Source organism: Pseudomonas sp. AE27 (genome assembly GCF_037113495.1).
Classification (GTDB): domain Bacteria; phylum Pseudomonadota; class Gammaproteobacteria; order Pseudomonadales; family Pseudomonadaceae; genus Aquipseudomonas; species Aquipseudomonas palmensis.
This window is the reverse complement of the sequence record NZ_CP146966.1, coordinates 1,435,817-1,455,325: the sequence shown is the minus strand read 5'-3', so window position 1 is coordinate 1,455,325 and position 19,509 is coordinate 1,435,817. Positions and strand designations below refer to the sequence as shown.

General features: G+C 68.5%; 14 protein-coding genes. 7 read left to right on the top strand and 7 right to left on the bottom strand.

The window, feature by feature from the left end; genetic code table 11:
- Positions 1-23: 23 nt before the first annotated feature.
- From V9K84_RS06760 to V9K84_RS06750, 3 genes are all read right to left on the bottom strand, one after another.
- On the bottom strand, positions 24-1,442 hold the full coding sequence (locus V9K84_RS06760) for a TIGR00366 family protein (RefSeq protein WP_043862939.1): 1,419 nt from the start codon (positions 1,440-1,442) through the stop codon (positions 24-26).
- 143 nt (positions 1,443-1,585) lie between these two features.
- Positions 1,586-2,242, bottom strand: a complete 657-nt coding sequence (locus tag V9K84_RS06755) for a CoA transferase subunit B (RefSeq protein WP_054915387.1) — start codon at positions 2,240-2,242, stop codon at positions 1,586-1,588.
- 36 nt (positions 2,243-2,278) lie between these two features.
- Positions 2,279-2,977, bottom strand: coding sequence for a CoA transferase subunit A (locus tag V9K84_RS06750; RefSeq protein WP_043862941.1), 699 nt, complete (start codon positions 2,975-2,977; stop codon positions 2,279-2,281).
- Between the two features lie 206 nt (positions 2,978-3,183).
- Here V9K84_RS06750 and V9K84_RS06745 point away from each other — a divergent pair, with 206 nt between their 5' ends.
- Positions 3,184-4,005, top strand: a complete 822-nt coding sequence (locus tag V9K84_RS06745) for an aldo/keto reductase (RefSeq protein ID WP_043862942.1) — start codon at positions 3,184-3,186, stop codon at positions 4,003-4,005.
- On the opposite strand, the gene V9K84_RS06740 is transcribed toward V9K84_RS06745, so the two are convergent.
- Genes V9K84_RS06740 through lexA form a run of 4 tightly spaced genes read right to left on the bottom strand, consistent with a single transcriptional unit; the run spans position 4,006 to position 9,739 of the window.
- Complete coding sequence (locus tag V9K84_RS06740) at positions 4,006-7,104, bottom strand: error-prone DNA polymerase (RefSeq protein ID WP_218195177.1); 3,099 nt, start codon at positions 7,102-7,104, stop codon at positions 4,006-4,008. It lies immediately after the preceding gene.
- Positions 7,080-8,498 (bottom strand): DNA polymerase Y family protein, encoded by a 1,419-nt coding sequence (locus V9K84_RS06735; RefSeq protein WP_088515387.1) that lies wholly within the window; start codon positions 8,496-8,498, stop codon positions 7,080-7,082. The genes V9K84_RS06740 and V9K84_RS06735 overlap by 25 nt, the downstream gene beginning before the upstream one ends.
- Before the next feature lie 6 nt (positions 8,499-8,504).
- Positions 8,505-9,122 carry a translesion DNA synthesis-associated protein ImuA gene (gene imuA / locus V9K84_RS06730; protein WP_043862945.1) on the bottom strand — a complete coding sequence of 206 codons (618 nt, stop codon included), beginning with the start codon at positions 9,120-9,122 and terminating at the stop codon, positions 8,505-8,507.
- Positions 9,122-9,739 carry a transcriptional repressor LexA gene (gene lexA / locus V9K84_RS06725; RefSeq protein ID WP_054915390.1) on the bottom strand — a complete coding sequence of 206 codons (618 nt, stop codon included), beginning with the start codon at positions 9,737-9,739 and terminating at the stop codon, positions 9,122-9,124. The genes imuA and lexA overlap by 1 nt, the downstream gene beginning before the upstream one ends.
- Positions 9,740-9,830: 91 nt before the next feature.
- On the opposite strand from lexA, the gene V9K84_RS06720 reads away from it, so the two are divergent.
- The 6 genes from V9K84_RS06720 (at position 9,831) to V9K84_RS06695 (ending at position 19,431) form a co-directional block, all read left to right on the top strand.
- The gene (locus V9K84_RS06720; protein WP_088515389.1) at positions 9,831-10,487 is read left to right on the top strand and encodes an HAD-IA family hydrolase; all 657 of its coding nucleotides are present in this window, start codon (positions 9,831-9,833) and stop codon (positions 10,485-10,487) included.
- A gap of 430 nt (positions 10,488-10,917) precedes the next feature.
- A complete protein-coding gene (gene glgA / locus V9K84_RS06715; RefSeq protein ID WP_058541106.1) occupies positions 10,918-12,480 on the top strand; it encodes a glycogen synthase GlgA in 1,563 nt (520 codons plus the stop codon).
- Positions 12,481-12,493: 13 nt separating this feature from the next.
- Positions 12,494-14,266: a malto-oligosyltrehalose trehalohydrolase gene (treZ, locus tag V9K84_RS06710; protein WP_043862949.1), complete on the top strand. Its 1,773-nt coding sequence runs from the start codon at positions 12,494-12,496 to the stop codon at positions 14,264-14,266.
- Entirely contained in the window at positions 14,259-16,331 is a 2,073-nt protein-coding gene (gene malQ / locus V9K84_RS06705) for a 4-alpha-glucanotransferase (protein ID WP_054915393.1), read from the top strand. Before treZ ends, malQ begins: the two co-directional genes overlap by 8 nt.
- A complete protein-coding gene (locus V9K84_RS06700; RefSeq protein ID WP_088515390.1) occupies positions 16,328-19,132 on the top strand; it encodes a malto-oligosyltrehalose synthase in 2,805 nt (934 codons plus the stop codon). The genes malQ and V9K84_RS06700 overlap by 4 nt, the downstream gene beginning before the upstream one ends.
- Complete coding sequence (locus V9K84_RS06695) at positions 19,129-19,431, top strand: DUF2934 domain-containing protein (protein WP_043862952.1); 303 nt, start codon at positions 19,129-19,131, stop codon at positions 19,429-19,431. The genes V9K84_RS06700 and V9K84_RS06695 overlap by 4 nt, the downstream gene beginning before the upstream one ends.
- Positions 19,432-19,509: the final 78 nt, after the last annotated feature.

Here is a 19,509-nt window from a genome sequence, read left to right as displayed (position 1 = left end):
GCCTTTTTCACCCGCCGGATGCGCTACGGCATCACAGGTGGCGTGTACTGCAACGTGGTGCCCAGCGCCCAGAGCAGGAACAGCACCAGCGGCACGTGCACCAGCAACTGCACGAACGAGAAGCCGATCAGGTCGCGCGCCTTGAGCCCCAGCACGCCCAGCAGCGGCAGCATGTAGAACGGGTTGATCAGGTTGGGCAGCGCCTCGGCGGCGTTGTAGATCTGCACCGCCCAGCCCAGGTGGTACTGCAGGTCGTTGGCCACCAGCATCACGTAGGGCGCCTCGATGATCCACTTGCCGCCACCGGAGGGAATGAAGAAGCCCAGCACCGCGGAGTACACGCCCATCAGCAAGGCGTAGGTGTCATGCGAGGCGATCTGCACGAAGAAGGTGGAGATATGGTGCGCCAGGGTTTGCGCGTCCACGCCCTTGACCTGGGTGAGGATGGCCGCGATCGAGCCGTACAGCGGGAACTGGATCAGTACCCCGGTGGTGGTCGGCACCGCACGGCCCACCGCATCCAGGAAGCTGCGCGGGCGCCAGTGCAGCAAGGCACCGAGCATGATGAACAGAAAGTTGTAGGTATTGAGCCCCGAGATCGCGGTGATGGCCGGCTTGGTCGAGAACTCGTGGTACAGCCAGCCAGCCGCCAGGGCCACCAGCAGCAGGGTCAGCACCGGGCTGTATTCCAGCCATTCACCCGGGCGCGTGCGCTGCGCCGGTGGTGGTGCGCTGAAGCTGGGATCGATGCCACAGGCCTGGGCATCGCGGGCACTCTGCGGGCCGGGTGCAGTGGCGTAGGCCACGATCAGCGACACGATGACCAGCGCCGCCAGCATCACGCCCGACTGCCAGAGGAAGATGGTTTCGGTGAACGGGATCACCCCGGTGATCGCCAGGATCGACGGCGGCAGGCTGGCCGGGTTGGCTTGCAGCTGCGCGGCCGACGAGGACAGGCCCAGGGCCCATACGGCGCCCAGGCCCAGGTAGGCGGCGGCACCGGCGGCGCGGTAGTCCATCTTCAGGTCGGTACGGCGCGCCAGGGCGCGTACCAGCAGGCCGCCGAACACCAGCGACAGGCCCCAGTTGAGCAGCGAGGCGACCATCGATATCAGCGCCACCCAGCACACGGCCGAACGGCCGTTCTTCGGAATGCGCGCCAGGCGGTCGATGAGTTTCACCGCCGGCGGCGAGCTGGCCACCACATAGCCGCCGATGACCACGAAGGCCATCTGCATGGTGAAGGGGATCAAGCTCCAGAACCCGTCACCGAAGGCGGTGGCGGTATCGAGGGGTTTGGCGCCCATGGCCAGGGCGGCCAGTGACACCAGCACCACGGCCAGGGCGGCGAACACCCAGGAGTCGGGGAACCAGCGTTCGGCCCAGTTGGAGCAACGCAGGGCAAAGCGGGCGGAGCGGCTGTCTTGGAGTTCGGCGGCCACGGGATTTTCCTTCTTATTGATTTTTTTTGAACGGCTGAAGGCCCCTTCGCCGGCAAGGCCGGCTCCTGCACAGGAATGCGTGGTTCCCTGCAGGAGCCGGCCTTGCCGGCGAAGAGGCCAGCACAGGCAAGGCGGTTATCAGCCTAGAACGTCATCTCTTTCACATCATCGGCCACGATCAGCTTGCCGGCGGTCTTGGCGACGATCTCTTCCACGCTCACCCCCGGCGCCGTCTCGCGCAGGATGAACGCGCCATTCTCGATCTCAAGATAGGCCAGGTCGGTCAGCACCTTGCGGATGCAGCCGGCACCGGTCAGCGGCAGGCTGCAGCGCGACAGCAGCTTGGACTCGCCGTCCTTGGAGGCATGGGTCATGGTGACGATGATGTTCTCGGCACCGGCCACCAGGTCCATCGCCCCGCCCATGCCCTTGACCAGTTTGCCCGGGATCATCCAGGAGGCGATGTTGCCCTCCACGTCCACCTCGAACGCCCCCAGCACGGTGAGGTCGACGTGGCCGCCACGGATCATCGCGAAGGACTCGGCCGAGTTGAAGATCGACGCGCCAGTGCGGGCGGTCACGGTCTGCTTGCCGGCGTTGATCATGTCGGCGTCCAGCTGCGCTTCGGTGGGGAATTCCCCCATGCCCAGCAGGCCGTTCTCCGATTGCAGCATCACGTCCATATCCGCCGGGACGTAGTTGGCCACCAGGGTCGGGATGCCGATGCCAAGGTTGACGTAGTAGCCGTCCTTGAGTTCACGGGCTACACGTTGTGCCATTTGTTCGCGGGTAAGTGCCATGCTCAGGTTCTCTTTGTTGTTCTGCGCGGGGTCGGGTCAGGCTTTGACGGTGCGTTTTTCGATACGCTTCTCGAACGTGCCGACGATGACCCGGTCGACGTAGATGCCCGGGGTATGGATCTCGGTAGGCAGCAGCACGCCTGGCTCGACGATCTCCTCGACCTCCACCACGGTGATCTTGCCGGCGGTGGCGGCCAGCGGGTTGAAGTTCTGCGCGGTGTTGCGGTACACCACGTTGCCGTAGTGGTCGGCCTTCCAGCCCTTGACGATGGCGAAGTCACCGGTGATGGCTTCTTCGAGGATGTACTTGCGCCCGTTGAATTCGCGCACTTCCTTGCCTTCGGCCACCGGGGTGCCGTAGCCAGTGGCGGTGAAGAAGGCCGGGATGCCGGCGCCGCCGGCGCGCATCTTCTCGGCCAGGGTGCCTTGCGGGGTAAGTTCCACTTCCAGCTCGCCGCTGAGCAGCTGACGCTCGAACTCGGCGTTTTCGCCCACATACGAGGCGACCATCTTGCGGATCTGGTGGTCTTCGAGCAGCACGCCCAGGCCGAAGCCGTCGACGCCGCAGTTGTTGGACACCACGGTCAGGCCGCGCACGCCGCGGCGCTTGATCTCGGCAATGAGGTTTTCGGGGATGCCGCACAGGCCGAAGCCGCCTGCCAGTACGGTCATGTTGTCGGCAAGGCCTTCGAGGGCCTCTTCATAGGTCGCTACGCGCTTGTCCAGTCCGGCCATGCTGATTCGCCTTTTGTAGTTGTAGAACCGACGAGGGTCGTCGGAGAGCGTCTGGGGCCATCTTCACCCTTGGCCACTCATTTGTTAATTTTGTTTTTTTGATGGATTGATTGGTTATTCAAATCAATGTCGACGCGGGTAGGCTTGACCCGCCACAAAACCCTAAAGGACAGTAGACCACCCTCCCCACTTTGCAGGAGCCTTCCATGCGTACGCTCGAACTCGGCGACTCCACCGTACCCGTCATCGGCCAGGGCACCTGGTACATGGGCGAAGACCCCGGCCAGCAGAAAGCCGAGGTCGCCGCCCTGCAGCACGGCATCGACCTGGGCCTGACGTTGATCGACACCGCCGAAATGTATGCCGAGGGCGGCGCCGAGCGGGTGGTGGGCCAGGCCATCCAGGGGCGTCGCGAGCAGGTCTGCGTGGTCAGCAAGGTGTACCCGCACAACGCCAGCCGCAGCGGCATCCCCGCCGCCTGCGAGCGCAGCCTGCAGCGCCTGGGCACCGACCATATCGACCTGTACCTGCTGCACTGGCGCGGCCAGTACCCGCTGGAGGAAACCGTCGAAGCCTTCGAGCGCCTGCGCGAGGCCGGCAAGATCCGGCGCTGGGGCGTGTCCAACTTCGATACCGATGACCTGCGCGAGCTGGACAACCCGGCCTGCGCCACCAACCAGGTGCTGTACAACCCCGAGCAGCGCGGCATCGAGTTCGACCTGCTGCCCTACAGCCACAAGCGCCACTTGCCAACCATGGCCTACTGCCCGCTGGCCCAGGCCGGACGCCTGCTCAAAAACGCGACCCTCAACCAGATCGCCGAACGTCATGGCGCCACCGCGGCCCAGGTGGCGTTGGCCTGGGTAACCCGAGAAGACGGCGTGATCGCGATCCCCAAGGCGGTGGACAAGCGCCATGTGCAGCTCAATGCCGCCGCAGCCAGCCTGACCTTGAGCAGCGAAGACCTGCGCGCCATCGACCGCGCCTTCCCGCCGCCCACCCGCAAGCAGCGCCTGGCGATGGTGTGATCAGCGAAAGTCGCGGCTGCGCACATCCAGCCCGTGCAACAGCGGGCTGAGGTCTTCCAGGCGCTTGGCGATCAGGTGGCGCACGCCGTCGGCGCATTCGAGCGTACCCATCACCCGCAGCAGCTGCGAGCCCACCAGCACCCGGCGCTGACGCTCGGCCAGCTCGCGCCACACCACCACGTTGACCATGCCGAACTCATCCTCCAGGGTCACGAAGGTCACGCCGCTGGCAGTGCCTGGCCGCTGGCGCCCGGTGACCAGCCCCGCCACGCTCACCGCATCGCCGTGTTCGGCCCCCTCCAGGGCCTGCGAACTGCGACAGCCCAGGCCATTCAGGCGTCGGCGCAGCAGGCTCAGCGGGTGCGGGCCCAATGTGGTGCCGACGCTGGCATAGTCGGCAAACAGGTCCTCGCCCACGCTGGGCACCGGCAGGTTCACCGGCGCTTCACGGGGCGGCTCCACCCCGGCGAACAGCGGCAGTTGCGCCTGCACCGCCGCCACTTCCCAACGCGCCTGATAACGGTGCCCGGCCAGGGCGCCCAGGGCCCCGGCATCGGCCAGCAGCGCCCGCGCCCGCGCATCCAGGCCGGCACGCAGGCACAGGTCGGCCACATCGCCGAACGCCCGCTGCGCCCTGGCCTGTGCCAGGCGCAGGGCATCGTCCTGGCGAAAGCCGCGCACCTGGCGCAGGCCAAGGCGCAGCGCCAGTTCATCGCCGCCCACCGGCTCCAGGCTGCAGTCCCACTGGCTGTGCTGCACATCCACCGGGCGAATCTGGATGCGGTGGCGGCGCGCGTCCTGCAGGATCTGGTCCGGGCTGTAGAAGCCCATCGGCCAGCTGTTGATCAGCGCACAGGCGAAGATCGCCGGCTCGTGGCACTTGAGCCAGCAACTGGCGTAGGTCAGCAAGGCAAAGCTGGCCGCGTGGGACTCGGGAAACCCGTAGCTGCCAAAGCCCTTGATCTGCTCGAAGATGCGCTCGGCGAACTCGACGCTGTAGCCGTTGTTCAGCATGCCCCGGGTCAGCCGCTCGCGGTGTGGCTCCAGCCCGCCGTGACGTTTCCAGGCGGCCATCGAACGGCGCAACTGGTCGGCCTCGCCCGCCGTATAGTCGGCAGCCACCATGGCCAGCTCCATCACCTGCTCCTGAAACAGCGGCACGCCCAGGGTGCGCTCGAAGACCTTCTTCAGCGCATCCGACGGGTAGGTCACCTGCTCCTGCTTGTTACGCCGGCGCAGGTACGGGTGCACCATGTCGCCCTGGATCGGCCCGGGGCGCACGATGGCCACCTCGATCACCAGGTCGTAGAACTCGCGTGGCTTGAGCCGCGGCAGCATGGCCATCTGCGCCCGTGACTCGATCTGGAACACCCCCACGGTATCGGCACGGCCGATCATGTCGTAGGTGGGGACATCGTCCGGCGGCAGGGTAGCGATGGTCAGCTCGCGCCCGCGGTGGTAGCGCACCAGGTCGAAGCAGCGGCGCAAGGCGCTGAGCATGCCCAGGGCCAGGATATCGACCTTGAGCAGGCCGACCATGTCCAGGTCGTCCTTGTCCCACTGGATCACCGTGCGTTCGTCCATGGCGGCGTTTTCCACCGGCACCAGGGTGTCCAGTGGCTGCTCGGAAATCACGAAGCCACCAGGGTGCTGCGACAGGTGCCGGGGGAAGCCGATCAGCTCGCCGGTCAAGGTCAGCACCCGGTGCAGCAGCGGGCTGTCGGGGTCGAAACCGGCTTCGCGCAACCGCTCCGGCGGCGGGATGCGGTCGGTCCAGCGCCCGCAGCAATCGGCCAGGGCGTTGATCTGGTCGGGCGGCAGCCCCAGCACCCGGGCAATGTCGCGCACCGCCCCGGCGGCATGGTAGGTGCTGGCCACGGCCGTCAGGGCGGCGCGGTGGCGGCCATAGCGGTTGAACACGTATTGCAGCACCTCTTCGCGCCGTTCGTGCTCGAAGTCCACGTCGATGTCCGGCGGCTCGTCGCGCTCACGCGATAAAAAGCGCTCGAACAGCAGGTGCGTGCGGGTCGGGTCCAGCTCGGTGATGCCCAGCACGAAGCACACCACCGAGTTGGCTGCCGAGCCCCGGCCCTGGCACAGGATGCCCTGGCCACGGGCAAAATGAACGATGTCGTAGACGGTCAGGAAGTAGCTCTCGTAGCCCAGCTCGGCGATCAGCGCCAGTTCGTGTTCGAGGGTCTGGCGCACGGCCGGCTCGATTCCTCCCGGCCAGCGCCACGGCACCTGGCGTTCGCACAGCGTGCGCAGCCAGCCGGTCGGCGTGTACCCCTCGGGCACCACTTCGCGCGGGTACTGGTAGCGCAACTGGCCGAGGTCGAAGGTGCAGCGCCGGGCAATCTCCAGGGTGGCCTCAAGCAGGTGGGCCGGGTACAGCTCGGCCAGCTGCGCCAGGGGCCGCAGGTGCCGCTCGCCATTGGCGAACAGGTGCTGCCCGGCACCGGCCACGGTGCTGTGATGGCGCAGCGCGCTCATGCAGTCCTGCAGCGCGCGCCGCCCACGCGCATGCATGTGCACGTCGCCACAGGCCACGGCGCGCAGGTTCAGGCTCGCGGCCAACCCCTGCAGTTGTTGCAGGCGCTGATGATCGTCGGCACCGCGATGCAGTTGCACCGCCAGCCACAGGCGCTCGCCGAACACCTCGCGCAGCCACAGGCCGGGGCCGGCCGGCAACGGCTCGTCCGGCACCCACAGCGCCAGCAGGCCGTGCAGCGGGCCGGCGAAGTCTTCGCGCAGCAGCTGGTATTCGCCCTTTTTCGCCCGGCGCCGCGCCAGGGTGATGAGCCGGCACAGGTGCTGGTAGCCGCTCAGGTTTTCGACCAGCAGCACCAGCCTGGGGCCATCGTGCACCCGCACCTCGCTGCCGACGATCAGCTTGAGGCCCGTCTCCCTGGCCGCCTGCCAGGCGCGCACGATACCGGCCAGGGTGCATTCGTCGGTGATCGCCAGGGCCTGGTAGCCCTGCTGGTGCGCCCGCTCGAACAGCTCGCGGGCACTCGAGGCCCCGCGCTGGAAAGTGAAGTTCGACAGGCAGTGCAGCTCGGCATAGCCCACGCTCATGCGAACCAGCCCTGCAGCCACAACGGCCCGCCTTCGCCCAGTGGCCGGTAGGCCCAGCCGCGCTGGCCGGCCGGGGTTTCGACCAGGTAGTAGTCACGCCGTACATCGCCGCCATCCCACCAGCCGGATTCGATCCGCTCGGGCCCGGCCAGCAGGCGCAGGCCCTCGGGCGCCAAGGCCTGCGGCTCGGCCAGCAGCCAGCCCGGGCGCGGCGGCCCACCCGGCGCACGGGCCAGCGGCGGGGCGCCGCCAGCCGACTGCCAGGCGCACTCGGGGCGGTGGTCGGCAAAAGCCTGCACAGCCCGCACGCTCTCATCGCCCAGGCGTGCACGCAAACGCTCGCGCAACTGCTCCCAGTCCTGTTGCTGCTGGGGCCGCGCATTGAACAGCTCGCCCGGTTGCGGCACGAACGCCGGCAGGTCGTCGGCCACCAGGCGCACGCTGCGCACCGGTGCGGGCAGGCTCAACTGCTCCAGGCGCCCGCGTGCCAGCTCGAACAGCATGCCCGCCTCGCGTTCGGCGGCCAGCAGGCCGACCACCACCGGCGTGGCGACGCCCCGGGCATGTTCCAGGTGCAGGGTAAAACGCTGCACGCCGCCGTCACGGCTGGCCAGGAACGCCGCCAGGTCGGCAATCAGCCGGCGCAACGGAAACAACAGCGCCTGGTGCGATTCCACATCGAAGTTGAGTTCCAGCCGCGCCTCGAACCGGTCCGGCGGCCGGTAGCACGCCAGCGCCATGGGGCGCAGGCCCAGCAGGCGATCCAGGTGCACCTGCACGCTGGCGGCAAAACGCCTGGCCAGGGTGTCGCGCGGCAACCCCAGCACCTGCCCAAGGTCGCGCAGGCCCATGCGCGACAAGGCCGTGGCGGCCTCCACCGGCAGGCCGATGCGGTCCACGGGCATCTGCGCAAGGGCGGCGCGGGTGGCCTGGGCGTCGTTCAGTGCCAGCCCGTCATGGGCGTTGGCCAGCATGCGCGCCGCCACCGGGTTGCTGGCCAGCACGATGCGATGACGCAGCCCCAGCTCGCCCAGCTCCTTGCGCAGGCGGGCCTCGAACAGCGGCCAGGGCCCGAACAGGCCCAGGCTGGATTCGACTTCGAGCAACACGGTGCGTGGGTAATGCAGGCTGACCTGCGAACTGAACTGGTAGGCCCAGGCGGCCAGCAATTGCTGCAACTGCTCGACCGCCGCCGGGTCATGCTCGACGCAGGTAAAACTGCTGGCCAGCGCCTGCGCGGTGCTCAGGCTCTGCCCGGCGCGCAGCCCCAGGGCCCGGGCCGCCGGGTTGACCGCCTGCAACACGCGCCGCTGCGCCGGGCCGCTGAGCAGCACCAGCGGCGCCTGGGGGTCGTCGCGACCGCGCAGCACGCTGTCGAGTGCCAGTTGCGGCAGCAGGATGCAGGCCCACAGCATCGCCCATCACCCTCGCCCGGCCATGGCGATCGGGGTGGCCGGGGCCAGCCCGCCACGGCACTTGAGCACCCGCCACTGCGCCGGGTGCAGGTCGACGGCAATGCGCAGCGCGGCCGGCGACGGGTTGAGTGCCGCCTGCTGCGGGCGGCAGGCAAAGGCCAGGGTCTGGCCGGTTTCGGCAGCCACCTGCAGGCGGCGCAAGGCGCGGTCGTCGACCTGCTGCGGCCAGCACAGCACCGCGCCGCAACTGCCCGAGCGCAGGCACTGCTCGGCGGCCCACAGGGCCTCGACGCGGGAGGCCTGGATCAGCGACAGCCAGCGCAGGTCGACACCGGCTGCCAGCCAGGCGGGCGGGTACGGAATGAACGGCGGCGCCACCAGCACCACCCGTTCGCCGCTGGCAGTCAGGCGCGCCAGGCTCGGCCAGAGCAGGTGCAGCTCGCCGGCGCCCTCGGCAGCCAGCAGCAGTTCGCTGAGCGCACCCGGTGGCCAGCCGCCGCCGGGCAGCACCGCGTCCAGCGCGGCATGCCCGGTGGGTTGCAGGCCCCGGGGCTGGGCCAGCGGGCGCCCCTTCCAGACCCGCCGCTCGTCGAGCAGCCCGTCGAGGCTGACCACCGCGCCCATCAGTCGCGCCTCAACAGGCCGCAGAACACCCCTTCGATCACGAAGTCGCGTTCGGGCCCCACGTCTATCGGTGCATAGGCCGGGTTGCGCGGCAGCAGGCGGTAGTGCGTGCCTGCGCGCTGGAAGCGCTTGATGGTGACCTCGCCATCGAGCCGGGCCACCACGATCTGCCCGTCGCGGGCATCGGGCTGCTGGTGAATGCCCACCAGGTCGCCGTCGAAGATACCGTCGTCGATCATCGAGTCGCCGCGCACCTTCAGCAGGTAGGTGGGGGTACGGCTGAACAGGTGCGCATCGAGCATCAGCTGTTCGTGGATGTCCACGTCGGGCCCGATCGGGCGGCCGGCGGCCACCTGGCCCAGTACCGGGATCTCCAGCACCTCGGGGCGGCGCAGCGCACCGGCCAGGCGGATGCTGCGCGCCTGGTTGGGGGTGACCTCGATGAAGCCGGCCTCGCACAGCGCCTGGATGTGCTTGCGCGCCACGCTGCGCGAGGCAAAACCGAAGGCCTGGGCGATGTCGGCCAGGCTCGGGGGCTGCCCTTGCTGCGCGATGCGGTCGCGGATGAAGGTCAGGATGGCGGCACGTTTGGGCGATAGTCTGTTCATGGAGCACATTTGTACTCTTTTCGGGTTTATCTGACCAGCCCCGCTGATCGCCACGGCAAAATGGTTATGATGGCCCGCCGTGCAATGGAAACCGCGCCCCATGCTTGAAGCCCTGCTGTTCGACCTCGATGGCACCCTGACCGACACCGATACCCTGCATTTGCAGGCACTGCAGCAGTTGCTGCGTGAGCAGGGTCGCGAACTGAGCGAGGCCGAGTTCGACGCCCACGTCAGTGGCCGGGCCAACGCCGACATGTGCCGCTACCTGTTCCCCGGGCGCCCGGTGGCCGAGCATGAGGCATTCGCCGACCGCAAGGAGGCGCGCTTTCGTGCGCTGTCGCCGACCTTGCAGCCCACTGCCGGCCTCGAACGCCTGCTGGCGCATGCCGAGCGCCGCGGCATCGGCATGGCCGTGGTCACCAATGCGCCACGGGCCAATGCGCAGCACATGCTGGCAGCCATGGGCCTGGCCGAGCGCTTCGAGCATGTGCTGGTGGCCGAGGAACTGGCACGGGCCAAGCCCGATCCCCTGCCCTACCTCACCGGCCTGGGGCGCCTGGGGGCCAGGGCAGACCATGCGCTGGCGTTCGAGGATTCGGTGCCGGGCGTGACGGCAGCGAGCCGCGCGGGGATCCTTACCGTGGGCCTGTCGACCAGCCAGGCGCCGCAGGTGCTGCTGGAGGCCGGTGCGCAGCTGGTGGTGAAGAACTTCGACGATGAGCGCCTGTGGCAACTGATTGCGCAGATGAGCGGCTGAAGCCACCCACCGCGCCGGTTTCGCCAGCCAGGCTGGCACGCGCACCATCGGGGGTCACCTTCGAGCGGTGCACGCTCGCTGTCGGTGCACCCCTGTGCCGGCCAATTCACAAAACATGACCAACGGGTCACATTTATCTCGCCCCTCTCCTACACTGTTCAATCGACCTGATACCGTCCGGAAAACTCGATCGAAAATAGTCGAAACTTCTGCAAACCCGGTAGGTCAGCAACTAAGTAGGCCAACGACTCTGGTTACCCAGGCGCAGCCCACCCCCCACTCGTCAGCACGCCATCGGCAGGAGCGCCGGCTGGCGTAGCGCTTGCACGTGTGTCCGGGGCGTTTCACCGCATCACATGACATAGCGAGAACAACAGTACAGACATGCAGCGGGTGGGATACGCCCGCAGAACAAGGGACGGAGACAAGTATGATCAGCGCCGCTGTCGAACCTCATGCAGAGCATTTCAACCCGGATACCAGCGCGCAGGTGCGTGCTGCCCAGATCGTCACGACAGCCAAGGCCCCTGCCCTCGATACCCGGCGCAACCCGAACAAGCGCAAGGTGCTGTTCGTGACCTCGGAAATCGCCGACCTGGTCAAGACCGGCGGCCTGGGCGACGTCTCCGCCGCCCTGCCCCGCGCCATGCGCCACCTGCACGATGTACGCGTGCTGATCCCCGGCTACCCGCAGGTACTCGAAAGCGACAACCCGATCCACCTGGTGGGCGAGCTGGGCGGCCATGCCGCACTGCCCCCGTGCAAGATCGGGCGCATGGACCTGGCCGACGGCCTGGTCATCTATGTACTGATCTGCCCCGAGCTGTACCAGCGCGAAGGCACCCCCTACGGCGCCAACAATGGCCGTGACTGGCCCGACAACCATATCCGCTTCGCCCGCCTGGGCCTGGCCGCCGCCGAAATCGCCGCGGGCGAGGGGATGGTGCACTGGAAGCCCGATCTGGTGCACGCCCACGACTGGCCTGCCGGCCTGGCCCCGGCCTACATGCACTGGCGCGGCCTGAACACCCCCACCCTGTTCACCATCCACAACCTGGCCTACCAGGGTGTGGTCAGCCGCGGCTGCTGCCCGGAACTGGCGATTCCCGAACACGCCCTGCAACAGGAAGGCATGGAGTTCTACGGCAAGCTGTCGTTTCTCAAGGCCGGCCTGGCCTACTCCAGCCACATCACCACGGTCAGCGCCACCTATGCCCGGGAAATCACCACCCCGGCCTTCGGCTGCGGGCTCGACGGTTTTCTTGGCAGCAAGGCGCAGCAGGGCCTGCTCAGCGGCATCCCCAACGGCATCGACGAAAGCTGGGATTCGGCCACCGACACCCACCTGACCCACCGCTTCAGCATCAACGACTGGGAAGGCAAGGCGGCCAACAGCAGCCAGGTGCGCGAGCTGTTCGAGCTGGAGCCCTCCACCGGCCCGCTGTTCGCCGTGGTCTCGCGCCTGGTGTACCAGAAGGGCCTGGACCTGACCCTGGGGGTGGCCGAGTACATCGTCGAACAGGGCGGCCAGATCGCCATCATCGGCCGCGGCGAACCGGAGGAAGAACAAGCCATGCGCGAGCTGGCCAGCCGCTTCCCGGGCCGCGTGGGGGTGCGCATCGGCTTCAACGAGACCGACGCACGGCGCATGTTCGCCGGCAGCGACTTTCTGCTGATGCCCTCGCGCTACGAGCCCTGCGGCCTGAGCCAGATGTACGCGCAGCGCTTCGGCTCGCTGCCGGTGGCGCGCAACACCGGCGGCCTGGCCGACACCATCGAGAATGGCGTCACCGGCTTTCTGTTCGACGAATCGAGCGTGGAGAGCTACCGCGAAGCACTCTCGCGGGCCTTCTACGTATACGGCAAGAAACACCTGCTCAATGCCATGCGCTGCCTGGCCATGACCCAGCCATTCAACTGGTGTCAGGCCGTGGAACCCTATGCCCACCTGTACGAGGAACTGGTGACGCGCGCCACGCTCAACGCAGGCTGAGGAGAACTGCCGTATGCCCTTCAGGTCACAGGAACACGCGACCCACGGGGCCGTGATGCTGGACAGCCACACCACCCGCTTCGCCCTCTGGGCGCCCGATGCCCGGCAGGTGGAGGTGGAATGCGAAAACGCCGCCCCGCAACCCATGCAGCGCAGTGACGACGGCTGGTTCGTGCTGCGCCTGCCCTGCCCGGCCGGTACGCGCTATCGCTACCGTATCGACGGCGACCTGTCGGTCGCCGACCCGGCCAGCCGTGCCCAGCCCGACGGCGTGCACGGCCCCAGCCAGGTGCTGGGCACCGAATATGCCTGGCAACACCCCGACTGGCAGGGCCGCCCGTGGCACGAGGCAGTCATCTATGAAGTGCACGTCGGCCTGCTGGGCGGTTACGCCGGCGTGGCCAGGCACCTGCCGCGCCTGGCCGCGCTGGGCGTGACCGCCATCGAGCTGATGCCCATCGGGCAGTTTCCCGGCCAGCGCAACTGGGGCTATGACGGTGTGCTGCCGTTCGCCCCGCAAGCGAGCTATGGCACTGCGCAGCAACTCAAGGCGCTGATCGACCAGGCCCACGCGCTGGGGCTGATGGTGCTGCTGGATGTGGTGTACAACCACTTCGGCCCCGACGGCAATTACCTGCACCGTTATGCCCAGGGTTTCTTTCGCGAAGACCGGCATACGCCCTGGGGCGCGGCCATCGATTTTCGCCGCCGCCAGGTGCGCGACTTCTTCATCGAGAACGCCCTGATGTGGCTGCACGACTACCGCTTCGACGGCCTGCGCCTGGATGCGGTGCATGCCATCGACGACCCTGACTTTCTGCATGAGCTGGCCCGCCGCGTGCGCGCCAGCACCGCACCGGGCCGGCAGGTGTGGCTCACCCTCGAGAACGAGCGCAACCAGGCGCACCTGCTTCAGGAGGGCTACGACGCCCAGTGGAACGACGATGGCCACAACGCCCTGCACGTGCTGCTGACCGGCGAGCAGGAAGGCTACTACGTCGATTACCGCGAGGCGCCGCTGAACAAGCTGGCGCGTTGCCTGAGCCAGGGGTTCGTGTTCCAGGGCCAGCCGGACCGCAACGGTGAACCGCGTGGCGAAGCCAGCGGCCATCTGCCGCCCAGTGCCTTCGTGCTGTTTCTGCAGAACCATGACCAGATCGGCAACCGCGCGCTGGGCGAGCGGCTCGAGCGCCTGTGCCCGCCCCAGGCCCTGCGCGCCGCCACCGGGCTGCTGTTGCTGGCACCGATGATCCCGCTGCTGTTCATGGGCGATGACTGGGGGTGCCGCCAGCCCTTCCTGTTCTTCACCGATCACCACGACGACCTTGCCACCGCCGTGCGCGAAGGCCGACGCGCCGAGTTCAAGGGGTTCAAGGCCTTCGCCGACCCCGAGCAACGGGCGCGCATCCCCGACCCGAACGCCGCCCAGACCTTCCTCGACTCGCAACCGCAATGGGGCGAGGACAGCGAGCAGTGGGTGGCGCTGTACCGTCGCCTGCTGTACCTGCGCCACCAGCACATCATCCCGCGCCTACCGGGCACCCGCGCCCTGGGCGCCCAGGTGGTCGACGGCCAGGGCGTGAGCGCCCGCTGGCAACTGGGCGATGGCAGCGAGCTGCGCATCGACCTCAACCTCGGCCAGCAGCCACTGGCCCTGGACCTGCCGGCCCGCGAGCGGCACCTGTTCGAAAGTTGCGAACTGCCCCCGGGCCCACCCTGCCTGCCGCCGTTGAGCTGCGTGGTGAGCCTGACCCCTTCCTGCCCCACGGAGCCTGTGCATGCCTGACCTACCCTTGCTGCAACTGGCCGAACGCGCTGGCCTGGCGGTGGACTGGATCGACGCCAACGGGCGCGCCCAGCGTGTCAGCGAACCGGTCCTGCGGCGCATCCTGGCCGCCCTTGGCCACCCGGCCGCCGACGACATCGCCATCGCCAACAGCCTCAAGGCCCTGGAAAAAGCCCACGATTCCCGTCACCTGCCGCCACTGCTGACGGTCGACCAGCACCAGCCGCTGGACCTGTCGCGCTACTTCGCGGCCAACAGCCGCTGCGAGGTGCAGCACGAGGACGGCACCCGCCAGCAGCTGCAGCTGGATGCCCAGGCCCTGCTGCCGCCAGGGCTGCCACTGGGGTATCACCAGCTGCATATCGACGCCACCACCTTCACCCTGGCCGTGGCCCCGGCGCAGTGCTACAGCCTGGCCGATGCGCTGGGCACCCCGCACCCACGGTGCTGGGGCCTGAGTGCCCAGCTGTACAGCCTGCGCCGCCCGGGCGACGGCGGGCTGGGCGACTGCCTGGCACTGGAGGGCCTGGCACGCAGCGCCGCCGAGCGTGGCGCCACGGCCCTGGCCATCAGCCCGGTGCACGCCATGTTCACCCGCAACCACCCCAGCTACAGCCCCTATTCGCCGTCCAGCCGGCTGTTTCTGAACAGCCTGTATGCCAGCCCCCAGGCGGTGATCGACGAGCGCACGGTGCGCATCACGGTCCAGGCCCTGGGCCTTGAGGCCCAGCTCGAACAGCTCGAAGGCCTGCCGTTGATCGACTGGCCACGGGCGGCCGGGGCACGCCAGCAGATATTGCAGGCGCTGTACCAGGGCTTTATCAAGGGCGAGCAACCGCAGCGCGCCGACTTCGACAGCTTTCGCCACGCCGGCGGCCAGGCGCTGGAAGACCACTGCCGCTTCGAAGCGCTGCTCGATGCCGCCGCCGAACGCGGCGAAAGCCAGGACTGGCGCCAGTGGCCGGCCGCCTGGCTCGACCCGCGCAGCGCCGAGATTGCCGCGTTTGCCGCCGACCACGTCGAGCAGATCGGCTTCTATGCCTTCTGCCAGTGGCTGATCGCACGCAGCCTGGAACGTGCCCAGGAAGCGGCGCGCGGCAGCGGCATGGCGGTGGGCCTGATCGCCGACCTGGCGGTGGGGGCCGACGGCACCGGCAGCCAGGCCTGGAGCCGCCAGGACGAGCTGCTGGCCGAGCTGCACGTCGGCGCCCCGCCCGACATCCTCAACCGATCGGGGCAAAGCTGGGGCATCTGCGCGTTCTCCCCCGAGGGCCTGCGCCGCAACGGCTACCGCGCCTTCATCGAGATGCTGCGGGCCAACTTCGCCCACGCCGGGGGCCTGCGCATCGACCATGTGATGGGCCTGCAGCGCCTGTGGCTGATCCCCCAGGGCGCCGCCCCCAGCGAAGGCGCCTACCTGCACTACCCACTGGACGACCTGCTGCGCCTGCTGGCCCTGGAGTCGGTGCGCCACAAGGCCATCGTGCTCGGCGAAGACCTGGGCACGGTGCCCGAAGGCCTGCGCGAAAAGCTCGCGGCCCGCGCGATCCTGGGCATGCGTGTGCTGCTGTTCGAGCAGGACCCGCCCGGGCAGTTCACCCCCATCCTCGACTGGCCCGACAACGCCCTGGCCACCACCAGCACCCACGACCTGCCCCCGCTGGCAGGCTGGCTGCAGGCCCGCGACATCGACTGGGGCCAGCGCCTGGGGGCGATCGACGCGATCACCGAGCGCGACTGGCGCGACAGCCGCCAGCATGAAATCCAGGGCCTGCGTCGCCTGCTGCACAGCAGCTACGGCGACACCAGCAGCGAAGCCGACACCCTGATCGATGCCAGCCTGCGCCTGCTCGGGCATACCCGCGCGCCGCTGGTGCTGGTACCGCTGGAAGACCTGCTGGGCGTGGACGAACAACCCAACCTGCCCGGCACCGTCGACACCCACCCCAACTGGCGCCGCCGCTTCGCGTTGCCCGCCGCACAGCTGCTGGACGACAGCGATGCGGCGCGACGCCTTGAGCTGCTGGCCCAGGCCCGTGAACAAGCCTTCGAGCGTGACCGATGAACAGCCTCACCGCCACACTGCGCCTGCAATTTCATGCCGACTTCAGCCTCGACGATGCGGTGCCGCTGGTGCCCTACTTCGCCCGGCTGGGCATCAGCCACCTGTACGCCTCGCCCCTGTTGCAGGCGCGGCCCGGTTCGCGCCACGGCTACGACGTGGTTGACCCGACCCGGGTGAGCCCCGAACTGGGTGGCGAGGCGGCGCTGGAACGCCTGGTGGCCGCGCTGCGCCAGCACGGCATGGGCCTGATCCTGGACATCGTGTCCAACCACATGGCCGTGGGCGGCGCACACAACCCCTGGTGGCAGGACCTGCTGGCCTGGGGCCGGCGCAGCCCCTACGCCGAGTTCTTCGACATCCAGTGGCATTCGCCCGACCCGTTGCTCAAAGGCCAGTTGCTGTTGCCGTTCCTGGCCAGCGACTATGGCGCGGTGCTGCAGGCCGGGGAAATCCCGCTGCGTTTCGACGCCCGCCACGGGCGCTTTCACATCGAGCACCACGAGCACCGCTTCCCGATCAGCCCGCCGGACTATGCGCGCATCCTGTGCGTCAGCGGCCACCCCGAGCTGAGCGAGCTGGGGGCACGCTTTGCCGCCTTCGAGGGCCAGCGCCACGCCCCGGCCAACGTCGAGGCGGTGCACCAGGCCCTGGCCGAACTGGCCCGCGAGCCGCGCATCGGCCAGGCCATCGAACAGGTGCTGGCCGCCTTCGACGGGCGCACCCCCAGCGGTTTCGAGCACCTGCATCAACTGCTCGAACAGCAACACTACCGCCTGGCCAGCTGGCGCACCGCCGGTGACGACATCAACTGGCGGCGCTTTTTCGACGTCAACGAGCTGGGCGGCCTGCGCGTGGAGCGCCCGGCGGTGTTCGAGGCCACCCATGCCAAGGTGTTCGAGCTGATCGAGCGCGGCCTGGTCGACGGCCTGCGCATCGACCACATCGACGGCCTGGCCGACCCACGCGGTTACTGCCGCAAGCTGCGCCGACGCGTCGACGGCCTGCTCCCACGCCGGCCGCTGAGCGCTGCGCTCGAGCACTTTCCGATCTACGTGGAGAAGATCCTCGGCCCCGGCGAGCGCCTGCACGACGACTGGCGGGTGGACGGCAGCACCGGCTACGAATTCATGAACCAGGTCTCGCTGCTGCAGCATGACCCGCAGGGCGAAGCCGAACTGACCGCGCTGTGGCACGACCTGAGCGAGCGCCCGGCGTTCGTCGAGGAACTGCGCCTGGCCCGCCAGCTGGTGCTCAATGCCAGCCTGGCCGGCGACTTCGAATCGGTGGCCCAGGCCCTGCTGCAGGTGGCGCGCAACGACATCATGAGCCGCGACCTGACCCTGGGCGCCATCCGCCGCGCGTTGCAGGCGCTGGTGGAGCACTACCCGGTGTACCGCACCTACATCAATGCCTGCGGGCGTCCAGCGATGGACGAGGGGTTCTTCCAGCAGGCCCTGGCCGATGCGCGTTCGAGCCTGGGCGAAGCCGACTGGCCGCTGCTGGACTACCTGCAGCGCTGGCTGGGCGGCCAGCCCTGGCGCGAGCTGGGCCCGGGGCGGGCGCGCAAGCAGTTGCGCCACGCCTGCGTGCGCTTCCAGCAGCTGACCTCGCCCACCGCCGCCAAGGCCGTCGAAGACACCGCCTTCTATCGCTCGGCGGTGCTGTTGTCGCGCAACGACGTGGGCTTCGACGCCGAGCGCTTCAGCGCGCCGGCCGAGGCCTTCCATGCCAGTTGCCAGCAACGCCTGGCGCACTTCCCCGACAACCTGCTGGCCACCGCCACCCATGACCACAAGCGTGGCGAAGACTGCCGCGCACGCCTGGCGGTGATCAGCGAACGCAGCCACTGGTTCTGCCAGCGCGTGGAGCTGTGGCGTGAACTGGCCTCGCCCCTGCGCACACAACTGGCCGATGGCGTGGCACCGAGTGCCGGTGATGAACTGCTGCTGTACCAGACCCTGCTAGGCAGTTGGCCGATGACGCTGCGCTGCGATGACACCCACGCCTTGCGCGGCTACGCCGAACGCCTGCGCCAATGGCAGCGCAAAGCCCTGCGCGAGGCCAAGCTGCGCAGCAGCTGGAGCGCCCCCAACGAGGTCTACGAGCAGGCCTGCGCACGCTTCATCGACGCCCTGCTGCTGGAGCCGCAATGCCAGCAGCTACGCCAGTCGGTGGCCCAGGCGGCGCAGGCCCTGGCCTGCCCGGGCGCGCTCAACAGCCTGGTGCAGAGCCTGCTGCGCATGACCGTGCCGGGGGTGCCCGACCTGTACCAGGGCAACGAATGCTGGGACCTGAGCCTGGTCGACCCGGACAACCGCCGCGCGGTGGACTACGCCGCGCGCCGCCAGGCCCTGGACGACAGCCTGCCCCCCGCCGAACTGCTCGGGCACTGGCAGGACGGGCGGGTCAAGCAGGCCCTGATCGCCCAGGTGCTGGAGCAGCGCCGGGCCTACCCAGAGCTGTTTCGCCACGGCCGCTACCAACCTCTGGAGGTACGCGGCAAACACGCCGAGCGGGTGCTCGCCTTTGCCCGTATCGGCGAGGCGCAACGTGCGGTGGTGGTGGTACCGCGGCTGGCCTCGGGCCTGCTGGGCAACGCCACGCAACCCTTGATCCCGGCACAGAACTGGGACGATACCCGTGTGCTTTTACCGTTCGCCTTGTGCGCTGCCAATTGCACGGGACTTTTCGCCCAGGGCGCAGTCACACCCTCTAACGAGCTGTGGCTGAGCACTGCGCTCAAAGCCTTCCCCGTCAATCTCTTCATAGAACAGACTGAGTCATCAGGAGCGTCGAGATGAGTGCTGAGGAAAAACGTATCCGCGAATTCGCCTACCAGATCTGGGAGTCGGAAGGTAAACCCGAAGGCCAGGAGGAGCGCCACTGGGAGATGGCACGCAAGTTGGCCGAAGCCGAGGCCATTGCGCCCAAGGCCGCCCCGCGCAAGCCCCGTACCACCCCGCCAGGCGCACCGCCGGTAGCCCCTGGCGCCAAGCCAAAGCCCGGCGCCGCCGCGTCCAAGGCCAAGCCGCCGGCCCCTGCGGCCAAGCCCGACCCGGCAAAGAAGCCGCGTACCGCGAAGAAGCCCGCCACGCCCTGACGCCGCCGTACCTTGCGTCACTACCGCCCCGGGGCAGCGCAACGCTGCCCCGGCGCCCAGTGCGTCGCCTTTCGCCCC